Raw genomic sequence first — 21,116 nt, forward strand, 5'->3', positions numbered from 1 at the left:
CTAGTTATGAAAGGAATTATTTTAGCAGGTGGAAATGGGACACGGCTTTACCCATTAACGCGATCTATATCGAAACAATTACTGCCCGTCTATGACAAACCGATGATTTATTACCCTATTTCTGTTTTAATGCTGGCGGGGATAACAGAAATATTAATTATTTCAACACCACATGATACGCCTCGTTTTGAACAATTGCTCGGGGATGGTGCCGAACTGGGCATTCATATTTCCTATGCTGTCCAGGAACATCCGAACGGTTTAGCAGAGGCTTTCATCATTGGCGAAGATTTTATTGGGCAGGACGATGTTGCCTTGATTTTAGGTGACAATATTTTTCATGGACATGAATTCACCTATCACTTGGAGAGAGTGTCCGCAGAATTAAACGGGGCAACGATCTTTGGTTATAATGTCAAAGATCCAAGGCGCTTTGGGGTGGTGGAATTTGATGAATATGGCCATGTGGTATCGATTGAGGAAAAACCAGCCTTTCCGAAATCAAACTATGCGATTACCGGTCTATACTTTTTCGATCATCAGGTTGTTGATTTTGCCAAACGTGTCAGGCCATCAGCTCGAGGGGAATTAGAGATAACCGATATTCTCAAGGAGTATGTCAAGCGGGGCAGATTGAATGTCGAGCTGTTGGGTCGTGGTTTTGTTTGGCTAGATACAGGCACTCACGAAGCGTTATTAGAGGCTTCCCAGTTTATTGAGATTATTGAAAAAAGACAACGTTTGAAAATTGCTTGTTTAGAAGAGATCGCCTTTTACAAGGGATATATATCCGAAACGGAGTTATTGCAACTGGCTGAGCCGCTGAAGAAGAGTCACTATGGCGCGTATTTACTGCAAATTGTCGAGACGAACCAAATGAAAAAGAAATTAGTCGTGCATAAGTAAGCCCACACTAAAAAAAGATGGCAGGTGTTAAACCATGATAGAGGTTCAACCGATATGGGATGAAGTAAAGCTGATTATCCCAAAAGTATGGCAAGACAACCGGGGTTTTTTTATGGAAAGTTATCATTATCAACAGTTAACAACATACGGAATCAAGGATCATTTCATTCAAGATAACCATTCCTTATCTGTGGAAAAGGGGACATTGAGAGGATTGCATTATCAATTGAATCCAGGCTCACAAGCAAAATTAATCCGCGTGATCAGAGGCTCTATTTTTGATGTTGTCGTAGATATTAGAAGAGATTCGGTAAATTTCGGCAAATGGTTTAGTGTCGAAATCAGTGATAAAAATAAAAAGCAATTGTACATTCCCAAAGGTTTTGCGCACGGCTTTTGCACACTGGAAGCCAATACAGAAGTGATCTATAAAGTGGATGAATACTACTATCCTGCATTAGATCGAGGTATCATCTGGAATGACCCAACGCTTCAGATTGATTGGCCGACGAGCCGGCCGATATTATCCGAGAAAGATAAGCAGCATCCGGCATTCATCCATGCGGAAGTGTTTGAAGATGATTATGTGACACCGTGAGTGGTGTTTTTTGGCGAATGCAGGATCGAGCGCTTGTTCAGCAGAAAAAATGAACGATTATATAAGTTGAAATAATTTCTCATGGATCCGAGGTGTTTTTGATCTATTTATACGAATGAATCAAACGAGGGATGCTCAGGAAATATGCGAGAAAAGACTGGCTTGTCACGATTTATACGTTCAACTTATATAGTATGTTTGTAACTACTACTTCGAGGTTCTACAATCTTTTTTTATAAAAGGAGGCTAACGTCATGGATAGTGTAACTAAAATAGGCATTATTGGCACTGGCTTAATTGGTAACGGACTGGCCATCGAAATCAAAAAGCAATCCGATTTAGAGCTAACAAAGGTACTTACTCGTCGTGAAATAAAACAGATGTCGGCATACCCGTATCCCGAAGTTTTAACCAATTCCGTAGAAGAATTGATAAACAGCTGTCAGCTAGTAGTAGAGTGCAGTGGAGATGTGCTTTACGGAACAGAGGTAATCGATCAAGCAATAAAAGCGGCCATTCCAGTGATCACGATGAATGCAGAGCTTCAAGTGACAACAGGCAGTTATTTTGCTAGGAGAGGGTTTATTACCGAAGCGGAAGGGGATCAACCAGGTTGTTTGGCAGCGTTACATGAAAATGTTGTGCAGATGGGGTTTGAACCATTGGTGTATGGTAATATCAAAGGTTTCTTAAAATTAGATCCTAATTTAAAAGATATGGAATATTTCTCAAAGAAAAATGGGGTGCGTCTAGGTATGACGACATCGTTTACTGATGGGACGAAAGTGCAGATAGAGCAGGCCTTCGTTGCAAACGGACTGGGGGCGGGCATTGCCGTGGATGGGTTGCTTGCGCCACAGACAGATGATTTAAACAAGGTAGGGGAAGAACTGGCAATGACAGCAGAGCGTTTAGGTTATCCGATTAGTGACTTTGTTATAGCGCCAAAAGCGCCTCCTGGTGTATTTATCATGGCAACTCACGACCCCAGACAAAAAGATGCTCTGCGTTATTATAAAATGGGGGAAGGACCTTATTATACGTTATTGCAAAACTATCACTTATGTCATTTAGAAATCATGAAAACGATCAAGAGAGTCATTCATGGCGGCGGCATTTTATTAAATAACGGCATAACGCCTTCCGTAAGTGTAGCAGCGGTAGCCAAACGAACCTTACAGATTGGCGAACAAGTTACCAAGGGGATTGGTAGTTTTCAAGTAAGGGGAGAAGCGGTGAAAATAGCCGGAAATGAAGCACATGTGCCCATTGGTTTATTGGTGAATGCCGTGGTTACAAGAGAAGTGAAAGTAGGCGAAATCCTCACTTTTGATGATGTTATATTGCCTGATAGTATGGCCTTAACAGCCTATCAAGAAACGATAAAAGACTCAGCAGTTCAAATATAAGTGCAATGGTCTTGAAATAATTTAAATTAACTATTGAATTATCAGTACAAATAGTGTATCGTTCTTTATATAGAACAATGGTAATAGTAGCTTTCCTGAAATTGTTCAACCAATTTTGATGCGAAGCATTTAGATAACTTCAGGATTTTTTACGCTATTTCGTTCTTTAATAAGAACAAAATTTTAATCCAAAGAAATAGGAGAAGATAGCATGAGTGCAATTGCTGGCATTTATCACATGAAAGATCCGGTTCCGCCATCATTTGGACAACAAATGATGCATGTATTACACAAATTTCCATCGGATGATCGTCGAATCTGGCGTCAAGAAAATTTGTTCTTCGGCTGCCACGCCCAGTGGATAACGCCTGAATCTATGAATGAACCCCTTCCTTTTTACGATGATGAACGCCAGCTGGTTATCACGTCTGATGCTATCATTGATAATCGCGACGTATTATTTGATAGATTAGGAATTGTTCATAAGGAAAGAAAAGTTATGCCGGATAGTCAATTAATTTTACTGGCATACGACAAATGGCAAGAGGAAGTTCCACGGTATTTGCTTGGTGACTTTGCTTTTATGATCTGGGATGAACAAAAACAAAGGCTGTTTGGAGCAAGGGATTTTTCGGGCGCAAGGTCACTCTATTATTTCCGTGGGGACCAGCGATTTGCCTTCTGTACCGTTATGGAACCGTTATTGACACTGCCCTATGTACAGAGACGATTGAATGAATCGTGGCTGGCGGAGTATTTAGCCATTTCCACCTTTATCGATGCCGTTGACGTATCCCATACAGTGCTGGAAGATATCCAGCAAGTCCCGCCATCCCATACGATTACCGTATCAAACGGAAGCGTGAAGCTAAGGAAATATCACGTATTATCTTTAAATGAAAAAATCAGATGCCAACATAATGAAGAGTATACGGAGCGTTTCCGTGCTATTTTTCAACAGGCAACAGATGCCAGGCTGCGCACCTTTAAATCAGTAGGATCACACCTGAGCGGCGGGCTTGATTCCGGAGCAGTGGCGAGTTTTGCGGCAAAAACGTTGCAAACGCAACATAAAACATTGCATACCTATAGTTCCATCCCTCAAGCAGATTTTCATGATTATACGCCTAAGAACTATTTCACCGATGAGCGTCCCTATATTCGGGCCACGGTTGATTATGTAGGCAATATCGAAGAGCACTACCTTCGTTTCGCTGACAAAAATCCTTACCATGATATCGATGACTGGCTAGACATGCTTGAGTCTCCTTATAAGTTTTTTGAGAATTCATTTTGGATGAAAGGTATATTCGAACAAGCAAGGCAAGAGGACATCGGAATTTTATTAAGTGGAGCAAGAGGTAATTTCACCATATCTTGGGGCCCAGCGTTAGAATATTATGGCTATTTATTAAAAAGGTTGAAATGGATGCAGCTAGGACGTGAATTGCAGCAATACAGCAGAACTATCGGAATAGGAAGAAAAAGACTGTTGTCTCTTATCAGTCAACAAGCCTTTCCTTTTTTAGATAAGGAAACGGATCCGTCCTTCCCCATGCTTATCCATCCACACTTTGCTGACAAGATGAAGGTATTTGATAAATTGCAGGTATATGGTATGGATGCAAATGGGTTTACCGATCTTGATCTTGTGAATCAACGAACCAACGTGATAGAAAGTGAATTTATTTGGAATGGAAATGGGATAGCAAGCTCCAAGCTTTCCTTGCGATACGGTTTATGGATGCGGGACCCTACTAATGATGTCCGAGTGATTCAGTATTGCATGTCATTGCCATTAAAACAGTTTATCAATTGCGGCATGGATCGTGCACTAATTAGGCATGCCACCAAAGGATACTTGCCAGATAAGGTACGGTTAAATCAAACGAATTATGGTATTCAAGCAGCGGATTGGCTTCATCGCATGATCCCTTATTGGCAGGAATTTATCGATGAGGTAAACGAATTGCTCAGAGATAAAGAAGCAGCTACTTATTTGAACATGGATTCCATTCGAAGGGCCTTGTCAGCAGCCATAGAACAGCCAAAAGCTGCTTTTGCCTTTAAGCCAGAGTTGAGATTGCTAATGCGTGGGATTATTGTTTATCGATTCTTAAAAACCTTTAAAGGAGGTGATACCTATGAAAAAGGAATGGAAAGAACCAAAGTTGGAATCGTTGGATGTTAAAGAAACAATGGCCAGCTGGTCAGGAGATTCTTGGGATGGATTTTTCATTGGCAGATACAACAAACCCGATCCAAATCCAGAAGAAGAAATCAGCTAATGAACTAGTTTAATCCCGGTGCAGGCGTCCGTAAGCCTCGTTTTCAAGCGTGAGATGACGGACGCAAACACCCTGATCAATTCATCAATCATTAGAAATGAAGGTGACAAACGATGGCTAAAACGTCAAATATATCCTGCTATAAGGCATTCGGACTCCATATTTTCAGCGACTTGTCATTGCCGGAATTATTGCCTCACTGTGGAGGCGAGGAACAGCCCGATGTAGTGATTAAGAAAGTCGATTTATCTGCTTTATGGTCACAACTTGCAGAACCTGATTCCTATTATTACATAAAAAAGGATCTTTGTCTGATTCACGTTTCAGGTGTGGCTATTTATAGGATGGAAGCAGGCAGTGTGATTTCGTATTCACCAATAGCGGGTGTCAATGATCAGCAGCTTCGACTTTACTTGCTTGGGACGTGTTTCGGTGTATTACTGATGCAAAGGAAAGTACTGCCTATGCATGGAAGTGGTGTGATTATCGATGGGAAGGCTTATGCCATTGTGGGTGAGTCAGGTGCGGGAAAATCAACGCTTGCGTCTGCTTTTTTAAATCGAGGCTTTCGATTACTAACCGATGATATTCTTGCGGTGACGATGACGAAAAATGGCCATCCGCTCGGTATCCCTTCCTATCCACAGCAGAAGTTATGGCAGGAAAGCTTAGACGAATTCGGGATAGCCTCTCACTCCTATCAACCTATCTATCAGCGGGAAACAAAATATAAAATTCCGGTTAATCATGGGTTTATGGATAAACCAGCCCCCTTAGCCGGGGTATTTGTACTAGAGAAAGCCGAACAGCCTACAATTGAAATAGCTCCTATTCCAAAGCTGGCCTGCTTTCCTATTTTATACTATCATACCTTTCGTCATTTTATGATTCAGCGTGCTGGTTTGCTAGATTGGCATTTCTCCTTTTCGGCTGATTTGGTGAATCGGCTTGTTTTTTATCAAATTGTGCGTCCCCATTTACGGTTTACAGCCGAGGAATTAGTCGATCATATTCTACACTTAATCAACGGTGGTGCTAATTTAGAAAATCACCATCCGTCAAGGAAGGAGGAGCAGCTGATATGAACAAAACCATTTCCAATCGTGATGTTGTCTGTCAATTAGAGGATCATATTGTAAGTGATATGGCTGGGGAGAAGGTCATGCTAAGCATGAAGAATGGTAAGTATTATAACCTTGGTGAAATAGGCGGGGTGATTTGGGATTATCTGAAAGAACCGATTGCTATACAAGATTTAATTGATCGATTAGTTAGGGAATATGACGTGGAAGAACAGGCGTGCAGTGATCAAGTTCTCCAATTTATCGAGCATTTAGCAAGAGAAGAGCTTATAAAAGTAGAGAGCACTTAAAAAAGGAGCAGCAGGATGAGAAAAGTAAAAATACTCTTGGCATTAAATATAAGAATGAAATGTCTACTTATGGAAGCATTTGTTTTCCTTGCTCTGGCTCGTCTGTTAAAGACGTTTTCCTTTGCCAAAATAGCGCCTTCATTAGGAGAAAGAATGAAAGAAACATCAACGGATATCGATAATGGGTATAAGAAAACGTTAATGGAAATCTCACAAGCAATCGATATGATAAGCAAATATACCTTTTGGGAAAGCGAATGTCTGGTCCGAGGGATTGCAGCTTTAAAAATGTTAGAAAGACGGAAGATTGAGAGTACGCTTTACCTGGGAACAGCCAAAGACGAAGCGGGAAAATTGATGGCACATGCCTGGCTGCGCAGTGGTCCATTTTGTATAACCGGAGCAGAAGGGATGGAGCGATTTACGATGGTTAGCACATTCGCCAAAACAATAGAGATGAAAGATAAAAGGTGACGAAAATGGAAAATAGATTAGACTTAAAGCATATACCAAAAGAATTGTTGCTGATCATGGATTTACTTAAGGATAATGATGATAGGCAGATATCTGAAGTGCGTTTCTTTGACCTGGATTGGAATAGGTTCATTGATTTAGCGATTCATCATCGTGTGTACTCCCTGCTGTATCTTCAGTTAAAGCAGATAGAGAGTGACGCTATCCCTTCCACTGTACGAAAGCAATTGGCGTACCTTTATCGAAAAAATACGATCAAAATGCTTTTCCTCAGTGCAGAAATGCAAGAGGTAAGCAAGTTGTTTAAGATTCATCAAATACGTACACTTTTCTTAAAGGGACCGGTGCTTGCACAAACATTATATGGTGATATTTCCCTTCGTACATCCAGGGATCTTGATATTCTTATACCAATTGAACAGCTGGATCAGGCAGAGGAACTGCTTTTCAAGCGTGGTTATCAAAAGGAATATGAGATCAATAAAGCGTTGAATGAATGGAAATGGAGACATCGACATGTTAATTATTATCATCCAGATAAGCAAATCACCATCGAAATACATTGGAGATTAAATACTGGTCCAGCGAAAGAACCACGATTTAATGAATTGTGGAATAGAAGACAAGACGTACCATCGATCCATGACGTCAATATGCTAAGTGATGAGGATCTTTATTGGTATCTGAATACACATGGCTCCCAGCATGGCTGGTCGCGATTACGTTGGTTAGTAGATATCAAGCAGCTCATCCATCGAGATTTAGACTGGGGCAAGGTAAGCCAGCGATTAAAGCAGTATGGTTATTTCCATGTTGGAGGGCAAGGTCTGGTGTTAGTATCAGAATTATTAAATGGAAAGATTTCGAATGAGGCAGCGTCTCATTTGATCAATCGCCGCTCCAAAAAATTAGCGATAAAATCGATTTTTTACTTGGAATCAATGATTAATATTCATTCCTTACCCTTACCAGAAGCGGTAGTGAAGTATCATAAAAGGTATTTAATTGAATTAATGTCGCTGGAGCAACGGGTTTTGTTTACACTAAGCTTCCTGTATCCATATCCAGATGATGTCAAAACCTTACCATTACCAAAATCGCTACATTTTCTCTATTTTCCGCTCCGTCCCTTTCTTTGGGCATGGAGAAAAACGAGAAAACACGCCTTATCATAAGGAGACACACAGATGAAAGCCATTATTTATTTCTTGAAACAAATCCATCGTTACTCAGGAAAGATCGTTTATATTAATTTATTGGCCGTGACAGGCATCGGTTTATTGGATAGTATGGCTATTCTGTTACTTGTTCCATTGCTTAGTACCAGCGGTCTTGTTGATATGGGAACAACAGATATACCGATTGTGCATATGTTTGGTTCTTTTGCAGATATGCCAATGGCGTTTGGGTTGCCGGTTATATTGGCTATCTTTGTCGTGATTGTCATTGGGCAGAATTTGGTCAAAAGAATATTAAATGTGAAAAACACCAGGATACAGCAAGGTTTTTTACGATATATGCGGGTAGAAACCTATCAATTGCTTTTATATGCCAACTGGCAGCTGTTCCTTAAAAATAGAAAATCAGATTTCATCAATATGTTAACATCCGAGATTGCTCGTTCCAGTGTAGGGGCATATTCGGTATTACAATTTATTTCCTCTCTGGGGCTTTCATTTATCCAAATTGTACTTGCCTTTATCCTTTCTCCGATGATTACAATCTTTATCCTTGTCTGTGGATTGGTTCTTATTCTTTTTAATCGTAAATTTTTAAAACGATCGTTGACTTTGGGAGGCAGGAATTACGAGTTATCAAAGGAATACATTAGCGGGATTACCGATCATCTGGATGGAATTAAAGACATTAAAAGCAATACATTGGAAAGATCTCGGTTAAACTGGTTTGGCATGATCACAAAAGAAATAGAAAAAGAGCAAGTAGAATTTATGAGGTTGAAGTCCACTTCGCAATTATATTATAAAGCAGCCTCGGCGATTCTAATTGCTCTTTTTATATATGTTGCGGTAATGATGTTCCAAGCTCAAGCAGCACAACTGATGTTGATTATCATTTTGTTTTCCAGGTTGTGGCCCAGGGTGACAGGCATTCAATCATCACTGGAACAAATAGCGACAACGGTCCCTTCCTTTTATGCTGTGATCGCCTTGCAGGAAGAATGTAAAATGGCTAAGGAATGCAACATCGATGAGAAGACTGACAACACCTCTATGACGATGAAACAACATATTCGTTGTAGCCAGATCCATTTCCGCTACCATAAAAAGGAATATTATGCCTTAAAGAATATCCATCTTACTATTCCTTCTCATCAAATGACAGCCATTGTTGGTCGCTCTGGTGCAGGTAAAAGCACTTTAATTGATTTATTAATGGGTCTGAATCGTCCAGAGTGTGGAGAGATTTTAATCGATGGGGTACCACTTACTGATGAAAATCTATTTGCTTGGAGAAGATCTATCAGCTATGTGCCACAAGAACCGTTTCTATTTCACACCAGTATCAGAGAAAATTTAACCATGGTAAAGGCAGGTGCCACAGAAGAAGAAATGTGGCAGGCGCTGGAATTCTCTTCTGCTATTACCTTTGTCAAACAGCTTCCAGAAGGACTAGACACCATTATCGGTGATCGCGGTATTAAGTTGTCTGGTGGAGAAAGGCAGCGGCTTGTATTAGCACGTGCCATTTTAAGAAAGCCATCCATTCTTGTTTTGGATGAAGCAACCAGTGCACTAGACACGGAGAATGAAGTCAAGATTCAATCTGCTTTGGAACGGCTGAAGGGCAAGATGACGATAATCATCATTGCCCATCGATTATCAACGATTCGACATGCCGATCAGGTCGTTGTCTTAGAAGAAGGACAGATCATTCAGCAAGGTGGTTTTGCCGAGCTTTCCCAAGAGACGAAAAGTATGTTCCACCATTTGTTACGTAACCAGATGGAAGCAGTCAGGTAGGGGAAGTCTGATGGATAAAATAATAAAGAGAATAATTCAGGGAATCGGCTGTCTCGTCCTTGTGATCACATTATATACGATTTGGGATAATCATCGATTTGTGGTTGTCGAACAAGAAATCATAATCGATCTTCTTCCAGAAGAGTTAGACGAATTCCGCATACTTCAGGTTAGTGATTTACATGAAAAACAATTTGGTAAAAATCAAAAAAGATTAGTAACCGCAATTAATTCAATTGATTATGATGCCATTGTGTTCACGGGGGATATGCTGGATGAATCAGAAAGCACTAATTACGATCGTTTCTATTCATTGATTGAAGGAATCGATAATAAAGACAATGCGTTCTATGTAGCTGGAAATACGGATCCTGCCAATTATCATGTTGAACAAAAGGTAGAAAAAAGCCCGTTTATCAGTGGGATGGAAGCAAGAGGGGTGGAACTATTAGAGTCTATTCAAGGCCTTACGGCGGGGGAAGGTACGGTATATTTGGTTAACTTTGAATTATCCGTTTTAAAAACTCCACAGTATGCAACGAATGTGCAAGGTATTTTGCAGCCGGAGTACGTAAATGATGAAAACTATCAATTATATCAAGCAGCACGATGGCAAGAATTATCCGTACTCGATCAACGAAAAGAGGCGGATGTTATGGTTGCTCTAAATCATTATCCAATACCTGATATTCGAGTTGATCATATCCAAGCTAATCCTCATTTAACATGGCGGGATTATGATTTGATCATGGCAGGGCACTATCATGGCGGGCAGATTCGTGTACCGTTGGTTGGCGCTCTCTTCGTTCCAGAACCTTGGTATGAACCAAACGGTATCTTTCCTCCACAAGATCGTGTCAAGGGGTTATGGGAGTATAAAGGAACGAAACAATACGTGAGTACAGGTCTTGGCAGCAGCGGCGCGTTATCCTTTAGCAAATTCCGGCTGTTTAATCCTCCTGAAATCAATCTGGTTCGATTAAAGACAGCAGCCAACATAGAGTAAAGATTTCCTGAAGCAGTCAACCTGCGTGTCATTTTTGTGGTGTTTGTCGCATATCTTTTAAAAGTTAGCAAATTATTAACATTCCTCAGTATGAAATAAGCAATATCTTTGATATGCTTATAAATATAATGAAACGCTTTACCGGTAATAAAATTAATTTAACTAAATAAAGGCAAATCAATCTAAAGATTGAGACGCAAAGTCACAGACCTAACGTTTTTCGACTATGGTGGCTGGACTACAGAAAGGGGGGACACGTGAGCAGTAACTTACTTTTTTCAAGGGATTTAGATGCTGAATGGGCTGAGCTAATTTTAGAAGCACATAAACTTGGCATAACTAAAGAAGAAATAAGGGAATTTCTTAATAAGCCAGAATCATTCCTGCCTTTAAGTAAAAAGTAAATGAAGTATAGGAGGATGTGTAAAGTAGGAATGGTCCTCATTCCAGCTTTACATGGATTTGTAGTATGTTCCGAATTATTGATGAACACAGAAAGCAGAAAGATAGATGGTAGGTAAAAGATCTTTCTGGCTGGCTTCTCCAATTTGCTAACAGCCTAAATAATCCTGGTTGATATCGTTTGGGTTTGCGTGTTTAATGCTCTTCAGACAAAAAGAGTACAAGATTATTCGCTATCAAACTAAACATCATTTTACCTCATTATTTCCATAAGGGTAACTGCTCATTTGTTTCTGATAAAGCCATTTAATTGATATAAGTTGGAGGTGCATTTTATCACAGTGTTATAATCGTTCGAGTCCCCACTTCAAGCTGCCAGAGGAATAAAAAATGAGTGAGGACAACGGGGATAACATTAGTCGAGGATGTAGAAACAAACGGAGTCCGCGACGACAATCGCAATGCCTGCACCAGTACAGGTCTTGTGCAACGAAAACCCTTAAGACTAGTAGTGGCTGGCTTTACGATACGTAGAACCACTCTTCTGAATAAGAGAGTGGCTGTGAACGAGTCTATTTTTCTGTGCAAGACAAGCGCTCCGGAGTGGTTTGCCGGAGCGTTGTTATGTTATCCTTGTGCTAACATATGAAGTCCATAATGACGATCTCCATTTATTTGTGAAGCGTAGGTATACCTCTATTGTGACAGTTAATCGTCCATAAACGAACATTTTTTGAATATCCTCTAATTATATTAGAACTCTTCACCAAAATTATGATATAATCGCATAGAAGGTAGGTGAAGAACTTGATTGGTGAAAAAATAAAACAGCTCCGCAATGAAAAGCGGATGTCTCTTTCCGAACTAGCTGAAAAAGCTGGAATAGCAAAATCCTATTTAAGTTCAATTGAGCGAAACCTTCAATCTAATCCATCAATCCAGTTTATGGAAAAAATCAGTCAAGTACTAGGAGTTTCAGTGAATGAATTGATAAATGAAGACCGTCCAATCGCTGATGAAGAGTTAGATAGTGAATGGATGAATATTGTGAAAGAGGCAATGGAATCAGGAGTCTCGAAGGAACAATTCAAAGAATATCTGGAATTTAATAAATGGCGTCAAGACCATGATAAATAAATCATTGAACCGTTTAGCAATTTGCTTTGCGGTTTTTTTGATGTGTAAAAAAGTATAAAATTCGCACTACTATAAGTAGTAGAACAGCTTTAATCTTGAATAGTTGAAACCACATTCATAACAAGGACCATGCTGCTATCCTATCAACAGTCCCATACGTAGCTTTTTGCAATAGAAGAGCATGAGTTTCACGCATATGTACCGCACTCCTCCTTAAATGATACTCCAATAACCAAACCTCACAGCTTAAGTGAAGGATTATGAATGGTGTTACCAGGATAAAAATGATGAAGTCAGTTGACTTAGAGTTAACTTTAAGTATTAGAATAAACATAAAGTATATAATACCAACATGTACTTTATGGAAATTTATACAAGGAGATGGTCATATGATATTAAACGAAAATTTTCAGCTGGCTAATGGAGTGGAGATTCCTAAAATTGGACTGGGTACATGGTTTATCAATAATAACGATGTTGCACAGGCCGTAGTAGACGCGGTGCAAATTGGTTATCGCCATATTGACACGGCTCAAGCATATGGTAATGAAAGTGGTGTTGGTGAGGGGATTAAAGCCTGTGGTGTGAACCGTGAAGACTTATTTATTACGACAAAACTTGCTGCAGAAGTGAAATCATACGAAGAAGCCGTTGCCTCCATTAATCAATCGTTAGAGACAATGGGTCTGGATTATATTGACATGATGATCATTCACAGCCCACAACCATGGATGGATTTTGGCGAAGAGGCCCGATTTTTTGAAGGAAATCAAGAAGCTTGGCAAGCTCTGGAAGAAGCCTATCAAGCAGGAAAACTTCGTGCTATTGGGGTATCGAACTTCCAAAAAGAGGATCTGGATAACCTTATAAGTAATGGTACGGTTAAACCAATGGTAAATCAAATTTTAGCTCATATTAGTAACACACCATTTGATTTGATTGCCTATTCACAAGAACAAGATATCTTAGTTGAGGCATATTCCCCAATTGCACACGGTGAATTGTTCAAAAACGTGAAAGTTGCCGAAATCGCAGAAAAATATGGTGTGTCTATCCCACAATTAAGTATTCGTTATACCTTACAACTTGGGCTGCTTCCACTACCTAAAACGGCAAAACCTGATCATATGAAAAACAATGCCGAAGTGGACTTTACTATTTCTGATCAAGATATGGAATTCTTGAAAAATGTAGAGCGCATTGAAGATTATGGTGACGCGAGTGATATGCCTGTATTTGGTGGTAAGTTGAAATAAACGTAAATGAATAGAACAAAAAAAGACATGAGTCGCATTTTTGTTTGAAAAACTTAATCAGCAAAAGCCCTTTCTTTGGTTACTCATCCACGGAAAGGGTCTTTTTTATAATGCCTTTCCCAGTAAATCCCCTGCGTGATTCCATCTTATCGAAACAACACCCTCATCTTGAGAAAAATAATTTACTCGTTCCAAAATAATTTACTTTTTAAGGAAAGCTTAACCAGTCAATTATAAGGGTAATATAGAACAATCCATGCTATTTTATTATCTAATTGTTTATAATACAATCAATCTTAAGAAATTAGGTGATGACCATGACTGTGCAAGGAGTGCAGTATTTTAACAATCCAATCACCGTTACTTATCGGTTGAAGGGATTTGAAGAAGAAATCAAATCACATTCTCATCAACATTATGAGATTTTTTTCTTTCACCAAGGGAATTGTCGTTATTTAATCAATCATCATATTTATGATTTGAAGTCGGGAGACATTCTGTTAATGGATGGTCTGGCATTGCACAAACCAAATGTTCCGGACGATAGCGACTATATCAGAAGTCATATCCATTTCGATCCCAATTATATTGCACCCATTTTAGAATCATTAGGAGCTACACAATTATTAAATGTATTTCATCGGCTGCATCATTGTCTCATACGACCAACGGAAAAAAATAAGTTGGAAGGTTTAGAATCACTTTTCAAGAAAATGAATGAAGCTCAGTCTGAAGAAGGCACTGCGCAGCAAGAAGAATGGGTATTAAAGATTTTACTCACCCATGTTTTAATTAAGGTCAATCATTTAGGGCAAATAACGTCTCAAAAGGAAACCTCTGCTCACAACGACAAAGCACGACAAGCAGAAAAAATCACATCAATTATTCGAGCGAATTTTCAAAATAAACTATCACTTGAGTTGATTGCCAACGAGGTCCAATTAAGTCCATCTTATGTTTCTCATGTTTTTAAAGAAATGACAGGGTTTGCAGTAATGGAATATGTGATGGCAGTGAGACTACAGCAGGTAAAGTTACTATTAGAGATGGAAACGAACAAGACATTACAACAAATAGCAAAAGAATGCGGTTTTGAAAGCGCAGCACATTTTACTCGATTTTTTAAAGGGAATGAAGGAATCACACCTAAACAATATCGAGAGAATCAATGGCAAATACAGAAAAGGAGTGAATGACACATGTCAAAAGTAAGATTGGGTATTATTGGTTTAGGACAGCAAGGTGGCGCATATGCGCAATTTATTAAAGAGGGCCGTGTTTCTGAGATGGAAATAGGGGCGATCTGTGATATCGATCCAAAAAAGAGAATGGGTGCAGAGAAAGAGTATCCAGGTACCCCTTTTTACGATAATTATCTAGAGATGCTAGAGAGTGGAGATATTGATGCAATTGTCACCTGTGTCCCACATTATGATCATACCAACATGGGGATAGAGGCATTGAAGCGTGATATTCATGTGTTATTAGAAAAGCCTGCCGGTGTGTACACCAAGCAAGTGCGGGAAATAAATGATTTTGCTGTAACCAAGCCGGAATTAACCTATGCGATTATGTTTAACCAACGAACCAATCAACTTTATCAAAAAGTAAAAGAAGTAATTGATAATGGAGAAATTGGTGGTATTCGCAGGACGAACTGGATTATTACTACTTGGTGGCGCCCGCAAGGCTATTATGATGCTGGTTCTTGGCGAGCAACATGGGATGGTGAAGGCGGAGGTGTGTTAGTTAACCAAGCTCCACATCAAATTGATTTAATGCAATGGATATGCGGTATGCCTGAAAAAGTATATACCAAAGCACAATATGGCTATCAACGCAACATACCGGTAGAAGATGATGTAACGGCTTTGTTTGATTATGGAAACGGTGCAACAGGTGTGTTTATTACATGTACGCACGATGTAATTGGCACAGATCGTCTGGAGATACATGGAGATAAAGGAAAGATTGTCGTAAACGATAGTAAGACCATAAATATTAAACGTTTAAACACACCCGAGAATGAGATGAGCGATAAGATGTCGATGGGAGATGTCATGAACTTATTTCAGGGAGATGGACCAGACTCGATTTATGAGGAAGAGGTTTTAGAGTTTGAAAGTGTTTGGGGAGGTCAGCATGTGGCAGTACTGGAAAACTTTGCAGCAAATATCCTCCATAATACACCACTAATTGCACCAGGAAGGGATGGAATTCATGGTGTAGCATTAGCGAATGCCATCCACTTGTCTAGCTGGTTAAATAAAGAAGTTTCGTTACCGATTGATGAAGACTTATTTTTAGAAGAATTAAATAAACGAAGAAGCCAAGAGCGATAGGACTATGCTTAGCACAAGCATAATAAAGTAAAAAATGGAGGTTTTATAATGAGTAAAGGATTAATTGGCGTGCAAATGATGATGCTCAAAGGAAAAGTAGAAGATCTAGGTGCCTATGAAACGATGAAAAAAATACATGAATTAGGTTATCGTTCGGTTGAGATTTCACAAATTCCAATGACTTCAGAAAATGTTGCAGAATTAAAAAGAGCAAGTGACGACTTTACCATTGATATCACAGCTATTTCTGCACCGTTGGAACCAAATCATCCAGAAGATAAGGCTGAAAATCTTACTGATCACTTCGACAAAATGATTGCCGATTGTAAGGCATTAAATTGTCAATTTATCCGCATTGGTATGTTACCTTTGCGTATCATGGGGGATAAGGATAAAATAATGGATTTTATCTTTCGTGCGGAAGAAATGGCAGGTAAGCTGGAACAAGAAGGGATTCAACTTTATTACCATACACATCATATTGAGTTTCAACGTCAAAACGGAAAATATGTATTAGATTTGATGAAAGAAAATACGTCGAAACTAGGATTTGAACTGGATGTCCATTGGATCCAGCGAGCTGGGGTAGATCCAGTTGACTTTATTAAACAGTATAAAGGTCGTGTATCTTTGATTCACCTCAAAGATTATCGCATTGGTGATTTGAACGTAACCGACGATGATCTTAAAGATATGGGGAAATTCTTTGATAAATTCGTTAACCTGATTGAATTTGCTGAAGTAGGAGAAGGAAACCTGAATATGCCAGCTATTATAGACGCCAGTTTAGAGGCAGGAGCACAATATTTCTTAATTGAACAAGATGATACATATGGTCGTGATCCATTTGAGTCTTTACAAATTTCTGCCGATAACTTGCGCAACATGGGATATGCGGACTGGTTTTAAGACAAAGCCTCCAAGAGCTGCTGAAAAACATTTTTAGATTTCATGTAATCATCGCTAGGAATAGGTTTATTACTATTTCTTGTTAAATAAAGCGTGAATATGTTTTTCAGCGGTCTTTTTTTATCTTGGAAAGCGCTATATCTTTTAAAAAATATCATGAAAAGTAATTGAAAGCGAATTCTAATAAGTAATTCTTTACTAGCGAAAGGTGAGTTTACATCATGACGAATCAAGAAGCAGCCATGAATTCAAATTATCATACGGCAAAAATTTGGCAAATAGCCTTATTCACTTTAAATAATACAGCAACCAATTTATTTCTGTTTGCGATAGGGTTTGTTACTTATTATGCAACCGGTATCGCTGGTCTGACAGTTGTTGTAGTAAGTACGATTTTAACGACGATGAGAGTATTTGATGGTATTACAGACCCGATTATCGGATTTATCTTGGATAAAATAGAATCAAAGTTTGGTAAATTCAGACCTATCCAATTGATTGGAAATATTATATTAATTATTTCCTTTATTACGATGTACAATTTGCATCATTTACCAGAGGGCTTTCGCATCATAGCGTTTATTGTTATCCACGCGATTTATATCTTGGGGTATACGATGCAAACGACCGTCACTAGAGCAGCGCAAACGGTTTTAACCAACCACCCAAAGCAAAGACCGATATTCAGTTTGTTTGACTCCATTTTTAACGTGTTTATATTTTCTGGAGGTCAAGTGGTTGTATCTAATTATTTGGTCCCAAAACACGGCGGAGATTTCACGATGGAGGTATTTCTAGAGTTAAACACGTTTGTTGTCATTGCTTCGTTTATTTTTACTATTCTTTCGATGATTGCTATTAAATCGAAGGATCGCAAAGAGTTCTATGGACTCGCAAATGTTAATGCGAAAACAAGATTTCGTGATTATTGGCCAGTCTTAAAGAATAACCGACCAATGCAAATGCTTGTCTTATCTGCTTCTACAGATAAACTGGCTTCACAAGTAATGCAGCAGCAACCGGTATATGTGATGCTTTTTGGTATTATGCTAGGAAATTACGCCTTAAGTGGGCATTTCAATTTGATTATTATTATACCAAGCCTAATCATGACATACTTTGGCGTTAGCTATGCTAGAAAAAAGGGAATGAAACTTTCTTTAGTTCGATTTTCTTGGATAGGTGTGGTGGCATTCTCGCTTCTTATTGTTATGTTTCTGCTAGTCGATGATCCAACAATCGCAAATTTTGATAATTTCGGGCTGGTAACCATTATTTTTATATTGTTGTATAGTTTAGGACGCGGGGTTGCGTCGTTAACGCCAGCTATCGTGATTCCGATGATTGCTGACGCAGCAGACTATGAAACATATAGGAGTAAACGGTTTGTACCCGGTATGATGTCTGCCTTATTCTCTTTGGTAGATAAAGTAGTATCTTCCTTAGCACCAGCGATTGTAGGCTTTCTGGTAGCGCTTATTGGTTATCACAATGAATTTCCGCAAATCGGCGAATCGTTAACGACTGGTTTGTTTGCTATGACATTGATTGCTTCATTTGGTGTACCAATAATCGGTTGGTTGATTTCGATCATTGCGATGAAGTTCTATCAATTAGATAAAGACAAGATGCAAGAAGTTCAAGAGGCGATTTCCAAAATGAAAGAAGCAGGTGCGGTAGATATGAGTGATCAGGACGAGCGTTAAGGGAACTTGAAATAATTAGCTTCAAAAAGATAAGAATGGGGTAAAATTGGATCCATGTTAGTAGATTACTGTTTATTCCGCGCGATAGTCAGATATCTTGGAGCCTTTTGAAAATATAGAAATGAAAGGATCTAATCCAGATATCTTACAAAGATGATAAATGGTGATTGATAATGCAGTCAAATGAATTATTGGCTAATTACAGCCCTCCTTGTCCATATATACGTTGTTTCCGCCTATCCCAAGTATCATGATGAACTTGGGATAGGCATATTATTTAGAGGTCCTCTTTTAACGCCTCGATCACGTCTTTTTCTAAACCGGTGACTTTTGAAATAAAAGAAATAGCAGAGCCCTCCTTCAACATCTTTAAGGCGACCTCTTTTTTTTCCATCACTTTCCCTATTTCCTTCCCTTTCTCCTCATACGAAATAGGAAGCTCCAAAATCTTTTCGGCATCGTCCGATCGTTTGATTTCCTCCATTAGTTCTTCCTCCTCTTCTTCATTTAAGGTTAAATAACTTTCAAAAAAGCCATAAATCAAGCGTTCTTTGGCTGGATCCAGTTTCATTCGTACCAGCATACGCAGGAATTCTTTCTTCACTTCTACCTTTTCTTCTTCGGAATAGCCCATTTTACTCAGAAGGGCTGCCGCTGCAGGGTTGTCCGACTGAATATAGTCGCGCCAGTCTTTTTTGCGCAAATGAAGGATCCTATAGTTAAAGGTTAACACATGATGGAAAGGGAAAGCCATCGTATATTGATCATATTCCCAGTCTTCCTCGTAACTAAAAACGGCAATCGGCACAATTGGTTTTCTATACCTATTATACAGCATGTTAAAATAAAGAAACATGCGCTCATGGAAATTCGACTGCTGGTAACTCTGTGGTTCGACATGGATAATCAGAACGGCATCGCTTTCCTTCAACTTGGCTTCTACGACAATATCCAGGCGACGGGCGTCTCCATCATGCAAGTCGGAAAATACTTCTTCCGAGAGGGGCTTGATGGTTGCAAAGTCTAAATAAGCATAGACATCAGGGAAAAAGGCCTCCAGAAATTCTTCAAAAAAGTGGTGGATCAATTCTTTGAATAGTTGGTCATGTTTGGTGTAGGTCTGAGGTGCTTCACGAACGAGTGAGAGTACGGTCATTATGGCACGTCCTTTGCGAGGTTATAGGAGGATGGATCGTGGTGAAGTTCTAAGACTAGTATAGCATCTATCACTAAAAAGAACAAGTGTTTGTTTTTGTTTTTTTGAGTTATGATATGGAACAATCAGATGAAAAACAATAAAGTAAAAACCTCTCATGCAAACTCATGAGAGGTCTACTACCGTTCTTCCTAAATGCTGTCCATTTTTTACAGCATCTATGGTGTCAGTCAATTCCTGAAGCGTTACGTCATTGCTTACCGTTGTTGCGGCAACATTCCATTCATTAGCTAACTTTTTCCAAATGGCAGGGCGATCTGTAATAGGGACGTTTACGGAATCAATCCCTAACAGGTTGATACCTCGAAGAATAAAAGGAAGCACATTGGTCGATAGCTTTAACCCACCGGCATTACCGCACATACTCATACTGCCACCATAACGAATTTGTGGAATCAGACGAGCCACTACATCTCCACCGACTGTATCCAACACATAATCATAGGTTTGTTTGTTTAGTGGCTTCTTGCCATCTCCAAGTTCAGAAGCAAATATAACATCGGTTGCTCCCAATGATTTGGCAACAGCTACTTGCTTTTCTTTACGAACTAAAGCGCTAATATGCGGATATCCCATTTTTGATAGAATTTGTACAGCGATACTTCCCACGCCTCCCGTTGAACCGGTAACCAAAATGTGAGGGTGGTGTTCAGGTGTCATCCCTTGATTTTCTAATGCCTGCAGGGATAAAGCTGCTGTAAAGCCAGCGGTGCCAAAAATCATGGCCTCTTTTAAAGTCAGTCCTTTCGGTAGTGGCACTATCCAATCGGCAGGAACTCTGGCATATTCAGAAAACCCACCTGTATGATTAACGCCCGTTCCAAAGCCAGTAATTAATACTTCTTGCCCCTCTGCAAATTGATCGTTAGCAGAACTCACGACGGTTCCGCTCAAATCAATACCTGGAATCATTGGATAATCACTCACGACACCACTATTTGGTTGGACGGCAAGCATATCTTTATAATTTACCGAGGAATAGGTAACCTTGATTAATACCTCGCCATCGGATAGGTGAGCGAGTGTTACGTTTTCTACGTTATATTTGACATCGTCATTCGTTTTTTTTACAACCATCGCTTGAAAGGAATCCATGATATCCTCCTAATTTATG

At 39.4% G+C, this 21,116-nt stretch carries 20 protein-coding genes and 1 riboswitch; of the genes, 18 read left to right on the top strand and 2 right to left on the bottom strand.

From position 1 onward, the window contains the following. Positions 1-6: 6 nt before the first annotated feature. The 18 genes from rfbA (at position 7) to BN6556_RS02480 (ending at position 18,786) form a co-directional block, all read left to right on the top strand. Positions 7-906, top strand: a complete 900-nt coding sequence (rfbA, locus tag BN6556_RS02405) for a glucose-1-phosphate thymidylyltransferase RfbA (RefSeq protein ID WP_066186721.1) — start codon at positions 7-9, stop codon at positions 904-906. Between the two features lie 34 nt (positions 907-940). After that, positions 941-1,504, top strand: a complete 564-nt coding sequence (gene rfbC / locus BN6556_RS02410; protein ID WP_187374471.1) for a dTDP-4-dehydrorhamnose 3,5-epimerase — start codon at positions 941-943, stop codon at positions 1,502-1,504. Positions 1,505-1,758: 254 nt separating this feature from the next. After that, the gene (locus BN6556_RS02415) at positions 1,759-2,913 is read left to right on the top strand and encodes an NAD(P)-dependent oxidoreductase (RefSeq protein ID WP_066186723.1); all 1,155 of its coding nucleotides are present in this window, start codon (positions 1,759-1,761) and stop codon (positions 2,911-2,913) included. Between the two features lie 211 nt (positions 2,914-3,124). After that, positions 3,125-5,104 (top strand): asparagine synthase-related protein, encoded by a 1,980-nt coding sequence (locus BN6556_RS02420; protein ID WP_066186726.1) that lies wholly within the window; start codon positions 3,125-3,127, stop codon positions 5,102-5,104. Next, the gene (locus BN6556_RS21855) at positions 5,058-5,201 is read left to right on the top strand and encodes a paeninodin family lasso peptide (protein WP_130858654.1); all 144 of its coding nucleotides are present in this window, start codon (positions 5,058-5,060) and stop codon (positions 5,199-5,201) included. Before BN6556_RS02420 ends, BN6556_RS21855 begins: the two co-directional genes overlap by 47 nt. Before the next feature lie 113 nt (positions 5,202-5,314). Further along, positions 5,315-6,286, top strand: coding sequence for a hypothetical protein (locus tag BN6556_RS02425; RefSeq protein WP_066186729.1), 972 nt, complete (start codon positions 5,315-5,317; stop codon positions 6,284-6,286). Beyond that, entirely contained in the window at positions 6,283-6,573 is a 291-nt protein-coding gene (locus BN6556_RS02430) for a lasso peptide biosynthesis PqqD family chaperone (protein ID WP_066186732.1), read from the top strand. Before BN6556_RS02425 ends, BN6556_RS02430 begins: the two co-directional genes overlap by 4 nt. Positions 6,574-6,588: 15 nt before the next feature. Continuing rightward, entirely contained in the window at positions 6,589-7,047 is a 459-nt protein-coding gene (locus BN6556_RS02435) for a lasso peptide biosynthesis B2 protein (RefSeq protein WP_066186735.1), read from the top strand. Between the two features lie 5 nt (positions 7,048-7,052). Further along, on the top strand, positions 7,053-8,222 hold the full coding sequence (locus BN6556_RS02440; protein ID WP_066186737.1) for a nucleotidyltransferase domain-containing protein: 1,170 nt from the start codon (positions 7,053-7,055) through the stop codon (positions 8,220-8,222). Positions 8,223-8,234: 12 nt separating this feature from the next. Next, entirely contained in the window at positions 8,235-10,028 is a 1,794-nt protein-coding gene (locus BN6556_RS02445) for an ABC transporter ATP-binding protein (protein WP_066186739.1), read from the top strand. Between the two features lie 10 nt (positions 10,029-10,038). After that, complete coding sequence (locus tag BN6556_RS02450; RefSeq protein WP_066186742.1) at positions 10,039-11,034, top strand: metallophosphoesterase; 996 nt, start codon at positions 10,039-10,041, stop codon at positions 11,032-11,034. Between the two features lie 161 nt (positions 11,035-11,195). Beyond that, a riboswitch (cyclic di-GMP riboswitch) is annotated at positions 11,196-11,280 on the top strand. Between the two features lie 11 nt (positions 11,281-11,291). After that, positions 11,292-11,438: an anti-repressor SinI family protein gene (locus BN6556_RS21460; protein WP_130858658.1), complete on the top strand. Its 147-nt coding sequence runs from the start codon at positions 11,292-11,294 to the stop codon at positions 11,436-11,438. Between the two features lie 805 nt (positions 11,439-12,243). Further along, positions 12,244-12,573 carry a helix-turn-helix domain-containing protein gene (locus BN6556_RS02455; protein ID WP_066186745.1) on the top strand — a complete coding sequence of 110 codons (330 nt, stop codon included), beginning with the start codon at positions 12,244-12,246 and terminating at the stop codon, positions 12,571-12,573. A gap of 389 nt (positions 12,574-12,962) precedes the next feature. Next, complete coding sequence (locus BN6556_RS02460) at positions 12,963-13,829, top strand: aldo/keto reductase (RefSeq protein ID WP_066186748.1); 867 nt, start codon at positions 12,963-12,965, stop codon at positions 13,827-13,829. Positions 13,830-14,146: 317 nt separating this feature from the next. Then, positions 14,147-15,025, top strand: coding sequence for a helix-turn-helix transcriptional regulator (locus BN6556_RS02465; protein ID WP_161485667.1), 879 nt, complete (start codon positions 14,147-14,149; stop codon positions 15,023-15,025). A gap of 3 nt (positions 15,026-15,028) precedes the next feature. Beyond that, positions 15,029-16,171 carry a Gfo/Idh/MocA family protein gene (locus tag BN6556_RS02470; RefSeq protein ID WP_066186754.1) on the top strand — a complete coding sequence of 381 codons (1,143 nt, stop codon included), beginning with the start codon at positions 15,029-15,031 and terminating at the stop codon, positions 16,169-16,171. A gap of 48 nt (positions 16,172-16,219) precedes the next feature. Next, positions 16,220-17,080 carry a sugar phosphate isomerase/epimerase family protein gene (locus BN6556_RS02475; RefSeq protein WP_066186756.1) on the top strand — a complete coding sequence of 287 codons (861 nt, stop codon included), beginning with the start codon at positions 16,220-16,222 and terminating at the stop codon, positions 17,078-17,080. A 221-nt stretch (positions 17,081-17,301) separates the two neighbouring features. Then, positions 17,302-18,786 (top strand): MFS transporter, encoded by a 1,485-nt coding sequence (locus tag BN6556_RS02480; RefSeq protein WP_078059892.1) that lies wholly within the window; start codon positions 17,302-17,304, stop codon positions 18,784-18,786. A 277-nt stretch (positions 18,787-19,063) separates the two neighbouring features. On the opposite strand, the gene BN6556_RS02485 is transcribed toward BN6556_RS02480, so the two are convergent. Together BN6556_RS02485 and BN6556_RS02490 are read right to left on the bottom strand one after the other, a co-directional pair. Beyond that, positions 19,064-19,942 (bottom strand): RpnC/YadD family protein, encoded by an 879-nt coding sequence (locus BN6556_RS02485; RefSeq protein WP_066186759.1) that lies wholly within the window; start codon positions 19,940-19,942, stop codon positions 19,064-19,066. A 165-nt stretch (positions 19,943-20,107) separates the two neighbouring features. Next, the gene (locus BN6556_RS02490; RefSeq protein ID WP_066186762.1) at positions 20,108-21,097 is read right to left on the bottom strand and encodes a YhdH/YhfP family quinone oxidoreductase; all 990 of its coding nucleotides are present in this window, start codon (positions 21,095-21,097) and stop codon (positions 20,108-20,110) included. Positions 21,098-21,116 lie beyond the last annotated feature (19 nt).

Origin of the sequence: Gracilibacillus timonensis (assembly GCF_900086715.1) — a bacterium.
Classification (GTDB): domain Bacteria; phylum Bacillota; class Bacilli; order Bacillales; family Amphibacillaceae; genus Gracilibacillus; species Gracilibacillus timonensis.